This is a genomic window from Angustibacter speluncae (genome assembly GCF_054777815.1).
In genome coordinates, this window is sequence record NZ_BAAHAF010000052.1 from 1 (window position 1) to 17,773 (window position 17,773).

Consider the following 17,773-nt stretch of genomic DNA (forward strand, 5'->3'; position numbering starts at 1 on the left):
GGGAGGTGTCCAGCACGATGCCCGGCCCGATCGAGTTGCCCGCGATCGACGTCCCCGCGCCGCGAGCGGTCAGCGGCGTCCCAGTCGCGCGGGCCACCTCGAGCACCGCCAGCACCTCCTCGACGTGCCGCGGCATCACCACCACGGCCGGAGGCACCCGGTAGTTCGACGCATCGGTCGAGTACTCCGCGCGGCGCCGGGACGAGTCGTCGACGTCACGCAACCCGGCGGCGCGCAGCGCCGCGACCAGGTCCGGTATAGCCGCGGCACCAGAATCTGTGGGTCTCCCAGCCGCTGTCGACACGCGTAAATCATCTCAGGCATGCTGCGTCCATCCGGGGGAGGTCCGATTGGCGGACGCCTACTGAGACAGGGGATCGGGGAGTGGTCGACGTCGTCTCTTGCGACCGCTGACGATGGCATGGGCTGGACGAGGTCGGTGGTGATGGCGTGCAGCACCGAGCTGAGGACGAGGTACCGCACGCCGTGCTCGACGGCGGCGTCGACGACGGCCAGACCGATGTCGCGCTCGCGCGGGTGCAGCGTCGGCCCGACGTGGTAGATCCGGTCGACACCGTGGACGGCGCGGTGCACGACCTCGGGCTCGGACAGGTCGCCGACGACGACGTCCTCGACCCCGATCTCGCGCAACCGTTCCGCCGACGCCTCGGACGTGACGCTGGCTCGGACGCGCACGCCGGCGGCCAGCAGCTTCGGGACCAGCAGACGGCCCTGGTTGCCGTTCGCAGCCGTCACCAGGACGACCTGGTCGCCGTCACCGGGCACGGGTGCCTGCGATCCAGACGCCCCGGACGTCGCGCGTCCTGGTGATGTCGCGGGTCGGGTCGCCCCCGCACAGCAGCACGTCGGCGCGGCTCCCTGGCCGCAGCGTCCCGCGGTCACGCAGGTCGAACACCTCGGCCGCGGTCGAGGTGGCCCCGCGCAGCGCCTGCACCGGATCGAGGCCGGCGGCCACCAGTCGCGAGAGCTCGTCGTGCACCGACTCGCCGAACGCCGGTGACCAGGGGGCGTCGTGGTCGACGTGGCGTCGGTGCCGACTAGCACGTGAGACCCGTTGTCGCGGAACAGCCGCACCGTCGCCTCGGCGTGGTGGTACCGCATCCGCAGCGCCGGGACCACGGTCGACAGCACCCGCAGCACCGGCTTGCGGCCGATCGTCCGCTCGACGCCGTCCATCATCCCCAGCGTGGGGACGATCGTGACCGGACGGTCGGCGAGCTCCGCGGCGAACCCGTCGTCGAGCCCGCCGGTGACGGCCGAGTGCGTGACGACATCGACCCCGGCGCGCACCGCCAGGCGCACGGTGTCCGGGCTGACGACGTGCGCCACTGTGGTCAGGCCGGCCTCGTGGGAGGCCTCGACGAGGGCTGCGACGGTCTGCGCCGAGAGCGGTTTGGCGCCAGGGAACTTGGGGTCCTCGACGATGATCTTCACGTAGTCGGAGCGCTCGTGCAGCCGGTCCTCGACGAACCGCTGCGCGTCGGCCGACCCGGAGACCCCCGTCGAGGCCGGCATGCCCATCGCGGTGATGAAGCGTGAACCGGGGCCGCTGGCGGGTCGCCCTGCGGTGTGCAGGGTGGGTAGGCCGGGCAGGTCGCGCAGCGCCTGGGTCCGCTCGAGGTGCGGTGCTCCCATGTCCAGCGCCGTCGTGACGCCCCAGCGCGCCAGCGCCTCGAGGTGCGCCTGTCGTGCACGTGGACGTGGGTGTCGATCAGACCGGGCAGCGCCGTCGCCCCGGCACCGTCGACGACCGTCGCGCCGACAGGCGCAGGCCCGCCGGACACCAGGCCGTCGACCAGGACGAGGTCGGTCGGGTCGCTGAGGCCCTCGCCGTCGAAACGCGGACGTCTGCCAGGACGGTGCTCGTGCTCATGGTCGGGTGCTCGCTTCCGCTCGCTGGTGGCAATGACCGGACACGAGGCCGATCAGTGCGTCGGGGTCGGGAGGCGGCGCGGTGCCGCACCACGCGACGACCTGGTCGGGGCGGACGAGGAGCGCCCGCGCGCCGAGACCGTCGAGCACCTGACGATCGACGTCGACGACGTCGACCGGGACGCCGGCACGGTCGGCCGCCTCCGCCAGCGGGCGCGCGACGGCGCGGTCGTCCACCAGCAGCACGTGGTCGTCGCGCACCAGGTCGAGCGTCGAGACCGTCGGGGTCAGCCACCGATGCGGCAGCCGGCGCCCGGGTGCGGCGGCCCTGTGCCAGTCGTCCTCGGCGGCCGCCTCGTCGTCACCGGGCAGCAAGGGGGAGCGGGTGTACCGGTGGCCGAGCACGAGGTCGGAGCTGAAGTACTCGGCGCGCTTGGTCGTGTGGATGCGCGCGGCCGCCGCCTCGCGCGCGGTGAGACCCTGGGCACCGTCGGCCTCGAGGTCGGGGCTCAGCAGCTCGGGCGCGAGGACGGCCATGTTCGCGGTCGCCTCGGCGATCACGCGGCGGTGCAGCGGGCGCCGCTCGGCCTCGTAGGAGTCGAGCAGTGCCGGGCCGGCCCAGCCCTGGACCGTGGCGGCCAGCTTCCAGCCGAGGTCGACGGCGTCACCGATGCCGGTGTTGAGGCCGTGGCCGCCGAACGGCGGGTTGAGGTGGGCGGCGTCGCCGACGAGGAAGACCCGTCCGACGCGGCAGCGGTCGACCAGCTCCATCCGGGCCGTCCACGGGTCGGTGCTGACCACCTCGACCGGCAGGTGCCGGCCGAGGGCGCCGTCGACCAGCCGCTGCGGGTCGAGGTCCGCGCTGGTGCCGTCGACGCCGAAGGCGATGAGCCACCAGGTGCCGTCGCGGTCGACCGGACCCATCATCCCCGGGGTCGAGCCGTTCAGGAGCCAGGTCTGCACCGCGGGAGGGTGCGGCGCCAGGGCACCGAGCTGCGGTGCGTGGAAGACGATGCCGGTGTTGGGGCGCAGCGCCTGCGCGCCCTCGTAGCGGGCGCCGATCTGGTCGCGGACGACGCTGCGGCCGCCGTCGGCGCCGACGACGTACTCCGCCTCGACGACCTCCTGGACCCCGTCCCGGTCGAGGGCGACCTCGACCGCCGGGCCCCGGTCGCGGACGGTGCTCACTCGGGCGCCGATCCGCAGGTCGCACGTCGGGAGCTCTGCGACCACCTGCCGCAGCAGCGTCTCTAGCACGTACTGCGGCATCTGCTGGCCGCGCTCGGGAGAGGTGCCGTCGTCGGCGAGCCCGAGGACACCGGTGAAGCGGGTGATCTCCGTACCGAGGAACGAGGTGCGGAAGGCGACGTCCTGGGACCAGGAGACCGCGAGCGGCGCCGCGGCCCGCAGCCGGTCGGTCAGTCCCCATCGCCGGACGTGCTCCATCGTGCGGGCGTTCAGCGTCTTGGCGCGCGGGCGGAGCCGGGTCGGCTCGGTTCGTGGTTCGGCGACCACGACCTCGACGCCGCGCAGCCCGAGCTCGACGGCGAGCGCGAGGCCCACCGGGCCCGCGCCGCTGACCAGGACGGAGGTGCTGCTGCGCGGCGTCGTCGGGCTCACGGGACGAGGACGTCGGCCTCGGCGGCGACGGCGCAGGTGAAGGCGAACGCGAGCTGCTGCAGGTGCAGGGCCGCACCGGCGGTGTGGTGGTCGAGGGAGTGGCCGACGCCGGGGGCGAGGTGGGTGGACACCTCGCCGGAGAACAGCGAGGCGAACTCCGCCCGTGCCTCGGCGGAGGAGTCCCACAGCGCGTCGTGCTCGGCCAGGACGTTGTGGACGGGTACCCGCACGTCCGCGGCCACCGCCGCCAGCCGCTCGCGGGCCCACCTCGGTGCGTTCACCAGCTCGACGAACGGCGTGGGGGCGTAGGAGCTGCGGGCAGCCTCGCGGGCCCGCTCGCTGAACGACCCGGCCGGGCCGAACATGACACCCTCGCGGTCGGGGACCGGCAGGTCGACCACGCCTGAGAACGGCAGCGAGCCGAGCTGCTCGGCGGCGCCACCGGCCGGGATGCGGGCGCCCATGCCGCTGGTGGCGACCCCGACGAGCGGCCAGGACGGCTGCCTGGCCGCGATCTCCAGTGCGATCATCCCGCCGATCGAGTGGCCGACCAGCACGACCGCTGCTGCGGGCGACTGCTCCAGGTACCGGGCGATCGCGTCGTCGAGCAGGGCCGCCTGGTGGGCGAAGGTGTTCTCGGCCTCGGCCACGGGGGCGCTGCCGCCGTAGCCGGGACGGTCGATCGTCAGGACCGGGAACCCGTTGCGGGAGGCGAGGTCGAGGAACGAGCCGAACGGGCCGCCTGCCACCGCGAAGTAGGTGCTGGTGTAGGTGCCGCCGTGCAGGGCGACCAGCAGCGGTGCTCCGTCGACCTGCCGCTCGGGCGCGTGGAAGGTGGCTGCGACGGGTGCGTCGGCGGTGCCGATCTGGTGCTGGGACAAGGGTTCCTCCTGGGTCGTCCGGGTGGGTGTCGGTGCTCGGGTCAGCGGCCGAGCAGGGTCAGGGCGGCGTCGACCACCGCGGTGGCGTCGATGCCGTGCAGGTCGTAGGCGTCGGGCAGGCTCGAGGACTGCCCGAACTCGGTGACGCCCAGGCAGCGGATGCGGTCGCCCCGCAGCCCGGCGAGGAAGGACAGCGTGTGCGGGTGGCCGTCCAGGACCGTTACCAGCGGTGCCGGGCTGCCGGCCGGGAACAGGTCGTCGGCGACGCTGCCGCCGGCGCCCGCCGCGCGGGACCCGCGCTGCTGGAACGAGCGGAACACCAGGTCAGGGCTCGTCAGGCAGACCACCCCCGCCCGGATCCCCTGCGAGCGCAGGGCGTCGGCGGCCGCGAGCACCTCCGGCACGATCGCGCCGACGCCGACCAGCGTGACCTCGTCGGCGGGGCCGTGCGGTGCCGGGAACCGGTACCCACCGGCCACGACCTGGCGGCGCCGTCGCTCTGCGAGAGCCGGGTCGTGCGGCAGCTGGGCGAGCGCAGGGTCGATGGGACGGGTGGAGAGCCGGAAGTACGCGGACGTACCGCCCTCGACGCCTACCTGGCTCATCGCGTGGAGCAGGCACCACTCCAGGTCCTGCGCGAACGCCGGCTCCCAGGCCACGCAACCGGGTTGCTCCAGTCCGATGGACGGGGTCGTGATGGACTGGTGCGCACCGCCTTCCGGTGCAAGGGTCACTCCGGAGGGCGTGCCGACCAGGATGGACTGCCCGCCGGCGTAGATGCCGTACGACCACGGCTCGAGCGCCCTCGGCACGAACGGGTCGTACAGCGTGGCGACGGGGATGAGCCGCTGGCCCCAGCGGGACCAGGTGGCGCCCAGCTCGCCCAGCAGCGACACCAGGTTCACCTCCGCGATGCCGAGCTCGATGTGCCGGCCGTTGCTCGCCTCGTGCCAGCGCAGCACCCGGTCGGTGTCGTCGGCGAACCAATCGTGACGGTCACGCACCGACCAGATGCCGGCCTTGTTGATCCACCCGCCGAGGTTCGTCGAGGAGGCGACGTCGGGGCTGCAGGTGACGACCCGGCCAGCGACGTCGGGGGCGTCGCGGACGAGGTCGGCGAGCAGGCGCCCCAGGGTGGCCTGGGTCGACGCCGGCTTGCGGTGCGGGTGGCCGAGCGAGGTGGGCACCTCGACCCGCCGCTCGGGCGCGACAGGTGCACGTCGCAGCTGCTCGGCGCGGACGCCGCAGAGCCGTCCGGCGTCACTGCCGTCGTCGAACCGCTGCCAGGGACGGTCGGGGTCGATGCCGGACGCCGCGGCCAGGGCCTGCACCTGGGTGGGCGTCAGCAGCGCCGAGTGGTTGGCGGGGTGCCCCTCGGTCGGCAGGCCCTTGCCCTTGATGGTGTACGCGAACACGACTGTCGGTCGGTCGGTGTCGGCACCGCGGAAGGTCTCGACCAGCAGCCCGAGGTCGTGTCCCCCGAGGTCGCGGACGATGGCCGCGAGCTCGTCGGCGGTGAAGGTGTCGAGCAGGTGCTGCAGCTCTGCGTCATCGGTGCCGGTCAGGACGCGGGAGGCCACCTCGTCGGCGGGGGCGCGCAGCATGCGCTGGTACTCCTCGTTGGGCATCGCCTCCAGCCGGGCACGCAGTGCCGGGCCGCCGGCTCGCTCGAACACCTCGGTGATGCGGCGGCCCCACTTGCGCACGACGACCTGCCAGCCGGCGGCGGCGAACATGCCCTGCAGCCGGGCGATCTGCATGTCGGGTACGACGCGGTCGAGGGACTGCCGGTTGAGGTCGACGACCCACAGCAGCTCGCCGAGCTCGGCGACCGCGGGGTCGGTGACGGCTTCCCAGATCGCACCCTCGTCGAGCTCGGCGTCACCGAGGAGGCTGACGAACCGCCCGGCCGGTGGGGCGTCGGCGAACTGCGAGGCGACGTAGCGGTGGGCCATCGCGGCCCAGAGCGCGGCGGTGGCGCCGATGCCGACCGAGCCGGTGGAGAAGTCGACGGTGTCGGGGTCCTTCAGTCGTGAGGGGTAGGACTGCAGGCCGCCCTTGGCGCGCAGGGTCGGCAGGTAGGACTCGTCGAGGTCGTCCAGCAGGTAGTTGATGGCGTGCAGGACGGGGGAGGCGTGCGGCTTGATCGACACCCGGTCGTGCGCGGTGAGCTCGGCGAACCACAGCGCCACCATGACGTCGACCATCGAGGCGCTGGACGCCTGGTGGCCGCCGACCTTGACGCCGGTGTCGTTCGGGCGGCCCGCGTTGGCCGCGTCGACGATCGCGACCGACAGCCACAGCACGCGGCGCGCGACCTCGCGCAGCGTGGCCTCGTCCGCCGCCGTGATCCTGGTCGAGGGGAACGGCGAGGGCGTGGGCGCCTGCCCGCTGACCGCGGTCACGGACGCCCACCGCCGCCGGGCAGTGCGGCGACGCGGTCGTGCAGGACGTCGTCGTAGGCCGCGCGGACGTGCTCTGCGACCGTCAGTGCTGCGGCCCGGTCACGGCCGTCGGCCAGCAGCCCGGTGACGGCCCCGCCGCGATGCTCGGGTGGGACGTCGTCGCCGCGTGCGACGACGAGGGCGTGGAAGTGGCGGTAGTTCTCGCCGAACGACATCAGGTACACGGCGGGTGCTCCGGTGGCCCGCTCCACCGCGGTGACCAGGTCGCGAGCGCGGCGACCCAGGGCGTCGGCCTCGGCGTCGTCCAGCCCCGAGAGGCGCTCGGCGTGGCGGCGGGGGCGCAGGAAGAACCAGCCCGGCACCTCGTAGCCGGGGGCGACCTCGGCGGCCCACAGGTCGTCCGCGAAGACGCGCGCGGCAGGCTCGGTGTCCTCCATGGAGCAGATGAGGCAGTCCTGGTGGCTCACCTCAGCCACCCATCAGGACCCCGAGGGCGTTCGGGAGCTCGAACTTCCTCGCCCACGAGCGGTCGCAGAGCTCCTCGACGGTGGCCCCGGCGCGGCGGGCGGCCAGGAGCTCCTCGGGGTCGAAGGCCGGTCCGACGGAGTCATCCGCGTACTCCTGTGCGTTCATGTAGCCGGTGGCGTCGTCGGGCTCCTCGAACCGGTCGATCTGCAGCTCGACGAAGTTGCGGTCGGGGTCCTGGTAGTACATCGACGTCGTGACGCCGTGGGCGACGCACACCGCGGGGGTGATGCCCTGGTCGCGCAGCGTCGTGTACCGCTCGAGCAGGTCGTCGATGTTCTCGAACGTGTAGGCGGAGTGGTGCAGCGCCGCCGTCGAGGCGCTCTTGGCCTCCATCGGGATCGGCGGGTGCAGCAGCGCGACCCGGTGGTGCTCCTCGTCGAAGGTCAGGAACGACAGCGTCTCGTCCTGGTAGACGACGTGCGCGTCGAGGACCGCGCAGTACCAGTCGCGCATCTGCTGCGGCTGCGCGGTCTGGAACACGATGTGGGCGAACTTGGGCTTGGCCACGGGGTCTCCTCCGGTGCGGGTGGTCGGGTCGGGTCAGCGTGAGGTGAAGGTGGTCGTCATCTCGCCGATGAGATCGGCGGTGGTGGTGAGGGTGTCGCCGGGGCGCAGCACGACCCGGGGGTCGCGGGCCCAGCCGATGCCGGCGGGGGTGCCGGTGAAGACGAGGTCACCCGGTAGCAGCGGCACCACGGCCGAGAGCTGCTCGACCAGGTTCGGCACGTCGAAGACCAGGTCGTCGGTGCGTCCGGACTGCATCTGCTCGCCGTTGAGCGAGCAGCCGAGCGCGATCGCGTCCGGGTCGTCGAACTCGTCCGGGGTCACCAGGACCGGGCCGGTGGGGGAGAACCCCGGGTAGGACTTGCCGAGGGAGAACTGCGGCGTCAGGCCCCGGAACTGCACGACACGCTCGGACAGGTCCTGGCCCAGGGTCAGGCCGGCCACGTGCGCCCAGCCGTCCTCGTGGGAGACCCGGTGCGCGCGCCGCCCGATCACGACCACCAGCTCGGCCTCGAAGTCGACCGCCTCCGAGGGCAGCTCCACCGTCGCGCGCGGGCCGGTGACCGACGACGGGAACTTCGTGAAGACGACAGGGTGGCCCTCCGGCAGCGCCAGGCCGGCCTCGGCCGCGTGCGCCCGGTAGTTCAGACCGATCGCGAACACCTGCCGCGGGGCGGGGACCGGGGCGTCGAGCGAGGCGGTGTCCAGGGGGGTCGCCGTCGCGCCGTCGATCGCGTCCCGGTGGTCCTGCACCCAGGTGACGAGGTCGTCCCAGCGGTCGTAGGCCGCCAGCGGGTCGGGCCCGAACTCGCCGTCGCTGGCGGTCGCGATGTCGACCAGCCCACGCTCCTCGACCAGCGAGATCCGCTGTGCGGCAACGGCCAGTCTCATCGTCAGGTGCCTCCTGTCCGGTCGCCTCGATGCGACGTGACGGACGCTAACAATGATATGTGATAACAGTCAAGGGCCGATATCTTTGATATCGTCGGCGGATCGACCCAGGGGAGCGCAGATGACGACCGTGTCCGGCACGGCGGACTCCGTCCGCCCGATCGCCTCGCGCTCGGTGTCCGACCAGGTCACCGACGAGCTGCGCCGGTCCATCCTCTCCGGCGTGCTCGCCCCGGGTGAGAGCCTGTCGCTGCGCAAGCTCGCCGAGCAGCTCGGCGTCAGCTTCATCCCCGTCCGCGACGCCCTCAAGGTGCTCGGCGGCGAGGGCCTGGTGGTGAACCCTCCCGGCCGCAGCGCCACCGTCGCACCGCTCGACCTCGACGAGCTCCGTTCCATCTACCGCGTGCGCCGCATGCTCGAGCCGGACCTGGCCCGCCGCTCGGTGCTGCAGCTGAGCGACGCCGACCTCGACGACCTGCACCGCGCTGCCGGCGACCTGGGTGCCGCCGACCGCAGCATGGACGACATCTACGACGACCACCGCGCCTTCCACCTGGCGCTGCTGGCGCCCGCGGCGTCCGCGTGGGACATCCGGATCCTGATGATGCTGTGGCGCGCGGGCGAGCGTTACGTCCGGATCGGGTTCGGACTGCTCGACCCCGACCCGCGCGAGCACGAGCGTCGGCGCGAGGCGCACCAGCTGCTGATCGAACGGTTCCGCCAGAGGAACCCCGATGTCGCCGCAGCGGCTCTCGACGAGCACCTCGCCCACAACGAGGAGATCGCCCACGCAGCACTGACCGGTGTGACCGGTACCTGACGCGGCACGACGGCAGAGTCGCCAGCGATCGAGAGGGCGGTCTGCGCTCACCGTGCGCTGGCAGGTCGAGTCGAGCACCACCGTCGAGGGCCGGGGACGCTGCTGGTCGTCGCAGCCGCATCGGGAGCGGCTCGAGAGCCGCCTGCAGGCATGCGTCGTCCGAGTCGGCGACGGGTGTCGGTGGGCGGTTGCGCGACGCGTCGACGGTGCTGCCTGCTGATCTCCAACCCGTGACTAAAGTGCTTTACACAAAGGGCTTGCGCGACGTCTCACGAGATGGCACGGTAGGCGTGCGACGAGATCAGCGACGTGGCTGGCAGGGGACCGACCGTCCCTCCGACCCGGTGCTGACTTCGTCGGCGCCGCACCTCAGAACGCTCCCGTCCCAACACGTTTCGCTGCCGGTCCGCCACCCGCGCCCTGACCGGGCCGGCCGCGGTCGGCGGCGGTTCCGCTCCCACCGACCCCTGAGCTCAGGGGTCCGAGTCCGTCCGGCGCACGCGCCGGCACCCGCACCTCGCACCGCCCTCACGTCCCTGCCCCGGTGACGTCTGCTCCGCCTTGCCCTCGCACGTCCCAGCACGCCCACCCGGAGGTTCCCGTGCACGACCTTGCTCCCACCGCCCCCCGCCGCTGGACCCGGCTGGTCGCCGTCACCGGCGCCGCAGCCCTGCTGTCGACGCTCGCCGCGTGCGGCGGAGGAACCTCCGGGTCCACCGCCGGCGCAACCGACTCCGGCGAGCGGGTGCACGGCGACACCCTGACCATCGCGGCCGGCGCCCCGCCGAACAGCCTCGACCCCGCACTGGTCGACGCGGCGTTCACTACCTACACGATGCTCGGGTACGAGTCGCTGCTGTACCGCGCGGCTGACGGCTCCCTGCAGCCCGGTCTGGCCGAGTCGTGGGAGGTGGCCGACGGGAACCAGCAGCTCGACCTCGTCCTGCGGCCCGACGTCACGTTCTCCGACGGCACGCCCGTCTCCGCCGAGGCGGTCGTGGCCTCCCTGCAGCACGCGCAGTCCTCGCCGGGTGCGCAGGCCACGATGCTGCTCGGCATGACCTTCACCGCCACCGGCGAGGGCACGGTGTCGATCGCGTCCGCGACGCCGAACCCGCTGCTGGCGGAGACGTTCTCGCAGTTCTACGGCGTGGGCCAGATCGTCGGGCCGGCCGGCCTCGAGAACGCCGCCGAGGTGGCGTCCGGCGCACTGACCGTCGGTGCCGGGCCCTACGTGCTCGACCCCGACGAGACCGTCGCCGGCGACCACTACACCTACACCGCCCGCGGGGACTACTTCGAGGACGACCGACAGAACTTCGACACGGTCGTCGTGCGGGTGATCTCCAACCCGCAGGCCGTGGTCAACGCGCTGCGCACGGGCCAGGTGGACGTGGCCATCGGCGGCGACGCGACGGTGGCCTCCCAGGTGGAGTCGGCCGGGCTGGTGGTCGACGCCATGCCCTTCGTGTTCCAGGGGCTGAACCTGCTGGACCGTGAGGGCACGGTGAGCGAGCCGCTCGGCGACGTCCGCGTGCGCCAGGCCATCAACTACGCGATCGACCGCGAGACGGTCGCGACGGCGGTGCTGGGGGAGTACGGCGTGCCGACCACGCAGACGGTCACCGAGGGGTCCGACGGCTGGTCGCAGGAGGCCGCGGACGCCTACCCCTACGACCCCGACAAGGCCCGCGAGCTGCTCGCCGAGGCCGGCTACGAGGACGGCTTCACACTTCCCGTCGCCTCGGCCACCTTCGCCGGCATCGACACCATGGCGCAGGCGATCAAGGGCCAGCTCGCCGAGGTCGGCATCACCGTCGAGCTGTCCACCAGCGCCGACGTCGGCACCTACCTGCAGGACATGACCAGCCGCGAGTTCCCCGCGACCGCCATCGGCTACGGCGCGCAGCCGATGCACCTCGAGGGCCAGGGCCTGTTCCTGCCGACCGCCCCGGCGTTCAACGCCTTCGGCACCGACGACCCCGTCCTGACCGACCTGTACGCCCAGGCCGCCGCAGCCGACCCCGAGGCGCGCGCCGACCTGGACCGGCAGATGCAGCTGCACCTGGTCGAGAACGCCTGGTTCGCGCCGGTCGCGTTCAGCCCGGTCCTGTACTTCAGCCAGGCCGACATCGGCGGCCTCGAGGTCAGCGGCGCCGCACCGATCGCGTCCCCGACCGACTGGTACGCGACGAAGTAGGCGCCACCCGCCCCGGTCCCGGCCACCGGGACCGGGGCACCCCGACCCGTTCGACCACCCACACCATCCGTCCCACCTGGAGAGGAGGACCACCGTGCGAGGACTTGTCCTGCGCTGGTCGCTGACGGCCGCGCCGCTGCTGCTCGGTGTCTCGGTGCTGACCTTCGTGCTCACCAGCCTGGTACCGGGCGACGCAGCCCGCTCGATCCTCGGTGTCGGCGCCACCGACGAGCAGTACGAGCAGCTGCGGCTCGAGCTCGGCCTCGACCAGCCGCTCTGGCAGCGCTACGCCGACTGGCTCACCCACGCCGTCCGCGGCGACCTGGGGACCTCGATCTCCTCGTCCGGCTCGGTCAGCGCCGAGCTGGCCGACCGCGTCGGCGTGACGACCTCGCTCGTCCTCGGCGCCGTCCTCGTGGCAGCCGTCGTGGGCATCGCGCTCGGCCTGGCCAGCGCCCTGCGCGGCGGCGTCCTCGGGCGGCTGGTCGACGTCGTCTCCCTCGCCGGTCTGGCCGTGCCGAGCTACTGGCTCGGGCTGGTGCTGCTCACGACGCTGGCCGTCGAGCACCAGGTGTTCCCCGCCACCGGGTACGTCCCGCTCGCGGAATCGCCTGCGGGGTGGGCGCAGTCGCTGGTCCTCCCCGTCCTGACCCTGGCGTTCGGCGCGGTCGCCCCGGTCGCGAAGCAGACCCGGGACGGCGTGCTGAACGAGCTCGGACGCGACTACGTCGCGGTGCTGCGGGCCCGGGGGATCAGCGAGCCGCGGATCGTGGTGCGTCACGTGCTGCGCAACGCCGGCACGCCGGTGCTCAGCGTCCTGGGCCTGGTCGCGGTCGGCCTGTTCGGCGGTGCGGTGCTGGTCGAGACGGTGTTCGTCCTGCCGGGCCTCGGCAGCGCGGTGGTGAGCGCGACGGCCGCCCACGACATCCCCACCATCCAGGGCGTCGCGGTGTGCTTCACGATCGCCGTGGTGCTCGTCAACCTGCTCGTCGAGCTCGGTTACGCCGGGCTGAACCCGAAGGTGCGGACATGACCGGTACCGGTGCGGTGCACCGCTTCCTGCGCAAGCCGCTCGGCGTCTCCGCCGCGCTCTGGCTGCTCGTGGTCACGGTGGCCAGCCTCGCCGCCCCGCTGATCGCACCCTACGGTCCGGACGACCAGGACCTGACCCAGGTGCTGTCCGGCCCGACCGGCTCGCACTGGCTCGGCACCGGCGTGCTCGGACGCGACGTGCTGAGCCGACTGCTCCACGGCGGCCAGGTGACGCTGACCGGCGTCCTGGTGTCGTGCGCCATCTACCTCGCCGTCGGCGTCCCGCTGGGGGTGCTGGCCGGCTACCTGGGCGGCTGGGTCGAGCGCGTCGTGCTGCGCGTCGCCGACGTCGTCCACTCCGTGCCGGTCATCATCGTCCTGCTCGTCGTCGTCGCGGTGCACCCCCAGGACGAGACCGCGGCGATGGTCGCCCTCGGGCTGCTCGCCGCTCCGGGGCTGGCCCGCATCGTCCGCTCCATCACCCGCGAGCTGCGGCACGAGCTGTTCGTCCGCGCCGCGCGGGTCGGCGGGCTGGGACCCGCCACGATCATGCGGCGCCACATCGTGCCCCGCGTGCTGGGCACCGTCGTCGTCCAGCTCTCGCTGTTCGGCGCCGCCGCGGTGCTGCTCGAGACGGGCCTGGGCTTCCTCGGCCTGGGCTCGCAGCAGGCCACGTGGGGTGGTGCCATCGCCGAGGCGTCCCAGAACATCGGCACCCAGCCCTGGCTCCTCGTGCCGTCCGGTGTCCTGGTCATCAGCTTCGTGCTGAGCCTGGGACTGCTCGGTGACGCCGTCCGCGACGTGCTCGCCGAGGGGTACGGCACGTCGCGGCCGGCACCGGCCGTCCGCCCGCGACTCGGCCGCCTCCCGCGCCCCGGTCGGCGCCCCGCCGCCCCGTCCACGGCCCCGGTCGTGGCACCGGCGTCGGACGCGCTGCTGCAGGTGCGGGGACTGCGGGTCGAGTTCGAGCGCGACGGCGTGGTCGTCCCCGTCGTCACCGGTGTGGACCTCGAGGTCCGCGCCGGGGAGGCGGTCGGCATCCTCGGCGAGTCCGGCTGCGGCAAGTCCGTCACCGCGCGCGCCGTGCTGGGCCTGCTGCCGGGCACCGGCCGGGTCACGGACGGCGACCTGCGCTTCGACGCCCTCGACCTGCGCACCGCGACACCGGCCCAGCTCAGGGCACTGCGGGGCGGGAGGATCGGCTGGATCTCCCAGGAGCCGATCCTCAGCCTCGACCCCTCGGCGACGGTGGGCGCCCAGCTCGTCGAGGCGATCCGCGCCCACCGTCGCTGCTCGCGCCGCCAGGCCCGGGCCCGTGCCCTCGAGCTGCTGGCGCTGGTGCGGCTGCCCGATCCCGTCGCGGTCTTCCGCAGCCACCCGCACCAGCTCTCCGGCGGCATGGCGCAGCGGGCCGGCATCGCCGGCGCCCTCGCCGGTGACCCGGTGATGCTGGTCGCCGACGAGCCCACCACCGCACTCGACGTCACGGTGCAGGCCGAGATCCTCGACGTGCTGCGCGACCTGCAGCAGCGCGGCACGGCCATCGTCCTGGTGACCCACGACCTCGGCGTCCTGGCCGACCTGTGCACCCGTGCGGTCGTGATGTACGCCGGCGAGGTGGTGGAGACGGCCGACGTCGTCGACCTGGTCGCTCGGCCGAAGCACCCGTACACCGCGGCGCTGCTCGCGGCGAACCCGCACGAGGCCGTGCCCGGCGTGCCGCTGCGGGCGATCGAGGGCACCGTCCCGCCTCCCGGGTCGTGGCCGGCCGGGTGCCGGTTCGCCGACCGCTGCCCGATCGCCGACGACGCCTGCCGGGTGGCACCCGTCACCTTGCGCAGCCCGTCCACCCGTCCGGCCGACGAGCCGGCCGGCACGCGTCGGACGCGCTGCCTGCGGCCCCGCGACGTGGCCCCGGCGAGCCCTGTGACCCCACCCCGGACCGAGAAGCTGGTGCTGTCGTGACCACACCCCTGATCGAGGCGCGCTCGGTGCGCGTCACCTACCGCCGGGGCCGGACCCGGACGACCGCCGTCCACGGCGTCGACCTCGTCGTCCGTCCCGGGCGCACCGTCGGCGTGGTGGGAGAGTCCGGCTCCGGCAAGAGCAGCGTCGGCAACGCCGTGCTCGGACTGGTGCCGGTCGAGTCCGGCACGGTCCGCTTCCGCGGCGAGGACGTCACGGCAGCCTCCGCGCGGCGACGTCGTGAGCTCAGCCGGCGGATGCAGGTCGTGTTCCAGGACCCGTACGGCTCGCTCAACCCCGCCCGGTCCGTCGGCGACACCCTCGCCGAGGGCCTGCGCTTCGGCCAGGGGGTGCGCGCCGCCGAGGCCGCCGCCAGGGTCGAGCAGGTGCTGGCCGAGGTCGGGCTCGACCCGTCGGCCGCCCGGCGCTTCCCGGGCGCGTTCTCCGGGGGGCAGCGGCAGCGCATCGCGATCGCCCGGGCCGTCGTCGGCGACCCGGAGTTCGTCGTGTGCGACGAGCCGGTCAGCGCGCTCGACCTGTCGGTCCAGGCGCAGGTGCTGAACCTGCTGGCCCGGCTGCAGGCCGAGCGCGGCCTGGGCTACCTGTTCATCTCGCACGACCTCGGGGTCGTGCGGTACCTCAGCGACGACGTCGTGGTCATGCACGCGGGGCGGGTGGTCGAGAGCGGCCCCGCCGCGCAGGTCGGCCACGCACCCGTCCACCCCTACACCCGTGCGCTGGTGGCGGCCGCCCCCGTGCCCGACCCGGACGAGCAGCGCCGGCACCGGGCCGCGCGTCTGGCCCTCCAGCGGACGACCGCGACGGCCCTGCCCACCGGGGGCTGCTCCTTCGCCGCGCGGTGCGCCTTCGCCACCGACGTGTGCCGGACCACCGTCCCACCGCCGGTGGTGGTCGGGCCCGACCACGTCGTGGCCTGCCACCACGCCGCCGACCTCCCCGCCCTCGTCGCCGCACCCGCTACCGCCCCTGCCCCCACCCGTGACACCGTCGGCACCACGACGTCGCACCCCGAAGCCCTGAGGACGGACGCATGAACCTCGAGCCCGAAGTCCTGGCCCACCTGCAGGCCGGCGACCCCACCGGGATCGCCGACGCCGACCCGGTGCAGCGCCGGGTGCTGCTCACCCGCGAGATCGACCGGATGTTCCGGCTGTTCGGCCTGCCGGGACCGGATGTCGACCGCGTCCGGGACCACCACGTGCCCGTGGACGGCGGCACCATCCTGGTGCGCAGCTACCACCCGGTGCGCGAGGCCGAGGAGCGGCTGCCGGTGCACGTCCTGGTGCACGGTGGCGGGTGGACCACCGGTTCGGTCGACGAGCTCGTCTGCGACGCGACCGCGCGGCACCGCACCGCCGGCGCGCGCTGCGTCACCGTGCTGGTCGACTACCGCCTCGCGCCGGAGCTCCCGTTCCCCGTCCCCCTCGACGACACGGTGGCCGCGGTGCGCTGGGTGCGCGACCACGCCGACGAGCTGGGCATCGACCCCGGCGCGCTCACCCTCGGCGGGGCGTCCGCAGGTGCGAACCTCTGCGCGGCAGCGGTGCTCGCGGCCCCCGACCTCGACGTCCGCGCGCTCGTGCTCGACGTCCCGGCCCTCGACCTGCGGGCCGAGAAGGTCCACCGGCCCGCCGACCTCGGTGACGAGTGGGAGGAGCTGATGGCGCTGTTCGTCGCGCAGCTCGAGCCGGCGGCGCGCGAGTACCTCGGCGACGTCGCGCTGGCCGAGTCGCCGCTGGCCTCGCCGGTGCTCGCCGAGGACCACGCGGTCTTCCCGCCGACCTACCTGCTCACGGCCGAGCTGGACGTCCTGCGTCCGGGTGCCGAGGAGTTCGCCCGCCGCCTCGAGGCCGCCGGCGTCCCGGTCGACCTGCGCTGCTACCCCGGTGCCCTCCACGGCTCGGCGATCCTGACGGCGTCGTGGGGGACCGCGCGGCGCTGGCACGACGAGACGCTGGAGATCCTCGCGGACATCCACGACAGGACGAGGATGCACTCGTGACCGACCCCACCGGACCCGTGACCATCTACGACGTCGCAGGGCGCGCAGGCGTCTCGATCACGACGGTCTCCAACGCCCTCAACCACCCCTCCCGGGTCGGCGCGAAGACCCTGCAACGCGTCCTCGACGTCATCGACGAGCTCGGGTTCACGCCGAAAGCGGCCGCCGTCAGCCAGGCCCGCAAGGGCGTCGGCAGGATCGGTGTGATCGCGCCCTTCACCTCCTACGAGTCCTACCTCACCCGGCTCACCGGCGTGCTCACCGCCTGCGCCGGCAGGTCGGTCGAGGTCGTGACCTTCGACCACGAGTCGGCAGCGGCGTCCGTCTCGCCGCTGCTCGGCTCGCTGCCCGCAACGGGCCGCCTCGACGGCCTGCTGGTGATGGGCGTGCCACTGCAGGACGACATGGCCGACCGGCTCGCCGCCCGCGGCCTCCCGACGGTCCTGGTCGACAGCCACCACCGGCGGCTGCCCAGCGTCAACATCGACGACCATCGTGGCGGCCACCTCGCGGGGGAGTACCTCGCCTCGCGCGACCACCGCACCTTCGCGTTCGTCAGCGAGCCCCAGGCGTCCATGGACTTCCTGTCGCAGGGCCAACAGCGCCTCGCCGGGTTCCGGGAGGCGCTCGCGGAGGCCGGCATCGACGGTGGCGCCGTGCGCGAGGTGCTCACCAGCCACGACGTCGCGGGCGGCCGCAAGGCCGTGCAGCAGATGCGGGAGTGGGACCGCCTGCCCGACGCCGTCTTCGCCCACTCCGACGCGATCGCCGCCGGCGTCCTCGCCGAGCTGCACGACGCCGGTCTCGACGTCCCCGACGACGTCGCCGTGCTCGGCTACGACGACGGGCCGCTCGCCGAGGCGCTCGAGATCACCACCGTGCACCAGCCGCTCGCCGAGACCGGCCGCGCGGGTGCGCAGCTCCTCCTCGACACGATCGCCCGCCCCGACGCGGGGGCTCGTCAGCTGCTGCTGCCCGCCGAGATCGTCGTCCGCACGACGGCCTGACCAC

Annotated in this window: 16 protein-coding genes; 7 read left to right on the top strand and 9 right to left on the bottom strand. The window is 73.6% G+C overall.

Annotated elements, in window-relative coordinates; translation table 11 throughout:
- The 9 genes from ACYVKY_RS05420 to ACYVKY_RS05460 form a co-directional block, all read right to left on the bottom strand.
- On the bottom strand, window positions 1-250 hold a 250-nt coding region (locus ACYVKY_RS05420; protein ID WP_460434005.1), incomplete at its 3' end, for an FAD-binding oxidoreductase.
- Window positions 136-786, bottom strand: a complete 651-nt coding sequence (locus tag ACYVKY_RS05425) for an SDR family oxidoreductase (protein ID WP_460433952.1) — start codon at window positions 784-786, stop codon at window positions 136-138. The genes ACYVKY_RS05425 and ACYVKY_RS05420, both read right to left, overlap by 115 nt.
- Entirely contained in the window at window positions 776-1,000 is a 225-nt protein-coding gene (locus ACYVKY_RS05430; RefSeq protein ID WP_460433953.1) for an amidohydrolase family protein, read from the bottom strand. Before ACYVKY_RS05430 ends, ACYVKY_RS05425 begins: the two co-directional genes overlap by 11 nt.
- Window positions 1,001-1,890: 890 nt before the next feature.
- A complete protein-coding gene (locus tag ACYVKY_RS05435) occupies window positions 1,891-3,513 on the bottom strand; it encodes an FAD-dependent monooxygenase (protein WP_460433954.1) in 1,623 nt (540 codons plus the stop codon).
- Entirely contained in the window at window positions 3,510-4,394 is an 885-nt protein-coding gene (locus ACYVKY_RS05440) for an alpha/beta hydrolase (RefSeq protein ID WP_460433955.1), read from the bottom strand. Before ACYVKY_RS05440 ends, ACYVKY_RS05435 begins: the two co-directional genes overlap by 4 nt.
- Before the next feature lie 41 nt (window positions 4,395-4,435).
- A complete protein-coding gene (locus ACYVKY_RS05445) occupies window positions 4,436-6,799 on the bottom strand; it encodes a transketolase-like TK C-terminal-containing protein (RefSeq protein ID WP_460433956.1) in 2,364 nt (787 codons plus the stop codon).
- Entirely contained in the window at window positions 6,796-7,266 is a 471-nt protein-coding gene (locus ACYVKY_RS05450; protein ID WP_460433957.1) for an HIT family protein, read from the bottom strand. The genes ACYVKY_RS05445 and ACYVKY_RS05450 overlap by 4 nt, the downstream gene beginning before the upstream one ends.
- Window position 7,267: 1 nt before the next feature.
- Window positions 7,268-7,834 carry a VOC family protein gene (locus tag ACYVKY_RS05455; RefSeq protein ID WP_460433958.1) on the bottom strand — a complete coding sequence of 189 codons (567 nt, stop codon included), beginning with the start codon at window positions 7,832-7,834 and terminating at the stop codon, window positions 7,268-7,270.
- Window positions 7,835-7,867: 33 nt separating this feature from the next.
- Window positions 7,868-8,722, bottom strand: coding sequence for a fumarylacetoacetate hydrolase family protein (locus ACYVKY_RS05460; protein WP_460433959.1), 855 nt, complete (start codon window positions 8,720-8,722; stop codon window positions 7,868-7,870).
- Window positions 8,723-8,843: 121 nt separating this feature from the next.
- Between ACYVKY_RS05460 and ACYVKY_RS05465 the strand changes: the two genes are divergently transcribed.
- From ACYVKY_RS05465 to ACYVKY_RS05495, 7 genes are all read left to right on the top strand, one after another.
- The gene (locus tag ACYVKY_RS05465) at window positions 8,844-9,542 is read left to right on the top strand and encodes a GntR family transcriptional regulator (protein WP_460433960.1); all 699 of its coding nucleotides are present in this window, start codon (window positions 8,844-8,846) and stop codon (window positions 9,540-9,542) included.
- 601 nt (window positions 9,543-10,143) lie between these two features.
- Window positions 10,144-11,742 carry an ABC transporter substrate-binding protein gene (locus ACYVKY_RS05470; protein ID WP_460433961.1) on the top strand — a complete coding sequence of 533 codons (1,599 nt, stop codon included), beginning with the start codon at window positions 10,144-10,146 and terminating at the stop codon, window positions 11,740-11,742.
- A gap of 94 nt (window positions 11,743-11,836) precedes the next feature.
- The gene (locus ACYVKY_RS05475; protein WP_460433962.1) at window positions 11,837-12,775 is read left to right on the top strand and encodes an ABC transporter permease; all 939 of its coding nucleotides are present in this window, start codon (window positions 11,837-11,839) and stop codon (window positions 12,773-12,775) included.
- Complete coding sequence (locus tag ACYVKY_RS05480; RefSeq protein ID WP_460433963.1) at window positions 12,772-14,739, top strand: dipeptide/oligopeptide/nickel ABC transporter permease/ATP-binding protein; 1,968 nt, start codon at window positions 12,772-12,774, stop codon at window positions 14,737-14,739. Before ACYVKY_RS05475 ends, ACYVKY_RS05480 begins: the two co-directional genes overlap by 4 nt.
- A complete protein-coding gene (locus ACYVKY_RS05485; RefSeq protein WP_460433964.1) occupies window positions 14,736-15,794 on the top strand; it encodes an ABC transporter ATP-binding protein in 1,059 nt (352 codons plus the stop codon). Before ACYVKY_RS05480 ends, ACYVKY_RS05485 begins: the two co-directional genes overlap by 4 nt.
- Window positions 15,791-16,762, top strand: a complete 972-nt coding sequence (locus ACYVKY_RS05490) for an alpha/beta hydrolase (RefSeq protein ID WP_460433965.1) — start codon at window positions 15,791-15,793, stop codon at window positions 16,760-16,762. Before ACYVKY_RS05485 ends, ACYVKY_RS05490 begins: the two co-directional genes overlap by 4 nt.
- Window positions 16,759-17,769, top strand: a complete 1,011-nt coding sequence (locus ACYVKY_RS05495) for a LacI family DNA-binding transcriptional regulator (RefSeq protein ID WP_460433966.1) — start codon at window positions 16,759-16,761, stop codon at window positions 17,767-17,769. Before ACYVKY_RS05490 ends, ACYVKY_RS05495 begins: the two co-directional genes overlap by 4 nt.
- Window positions 17,770-17,773: the final 4 nt, after the last annotated feature.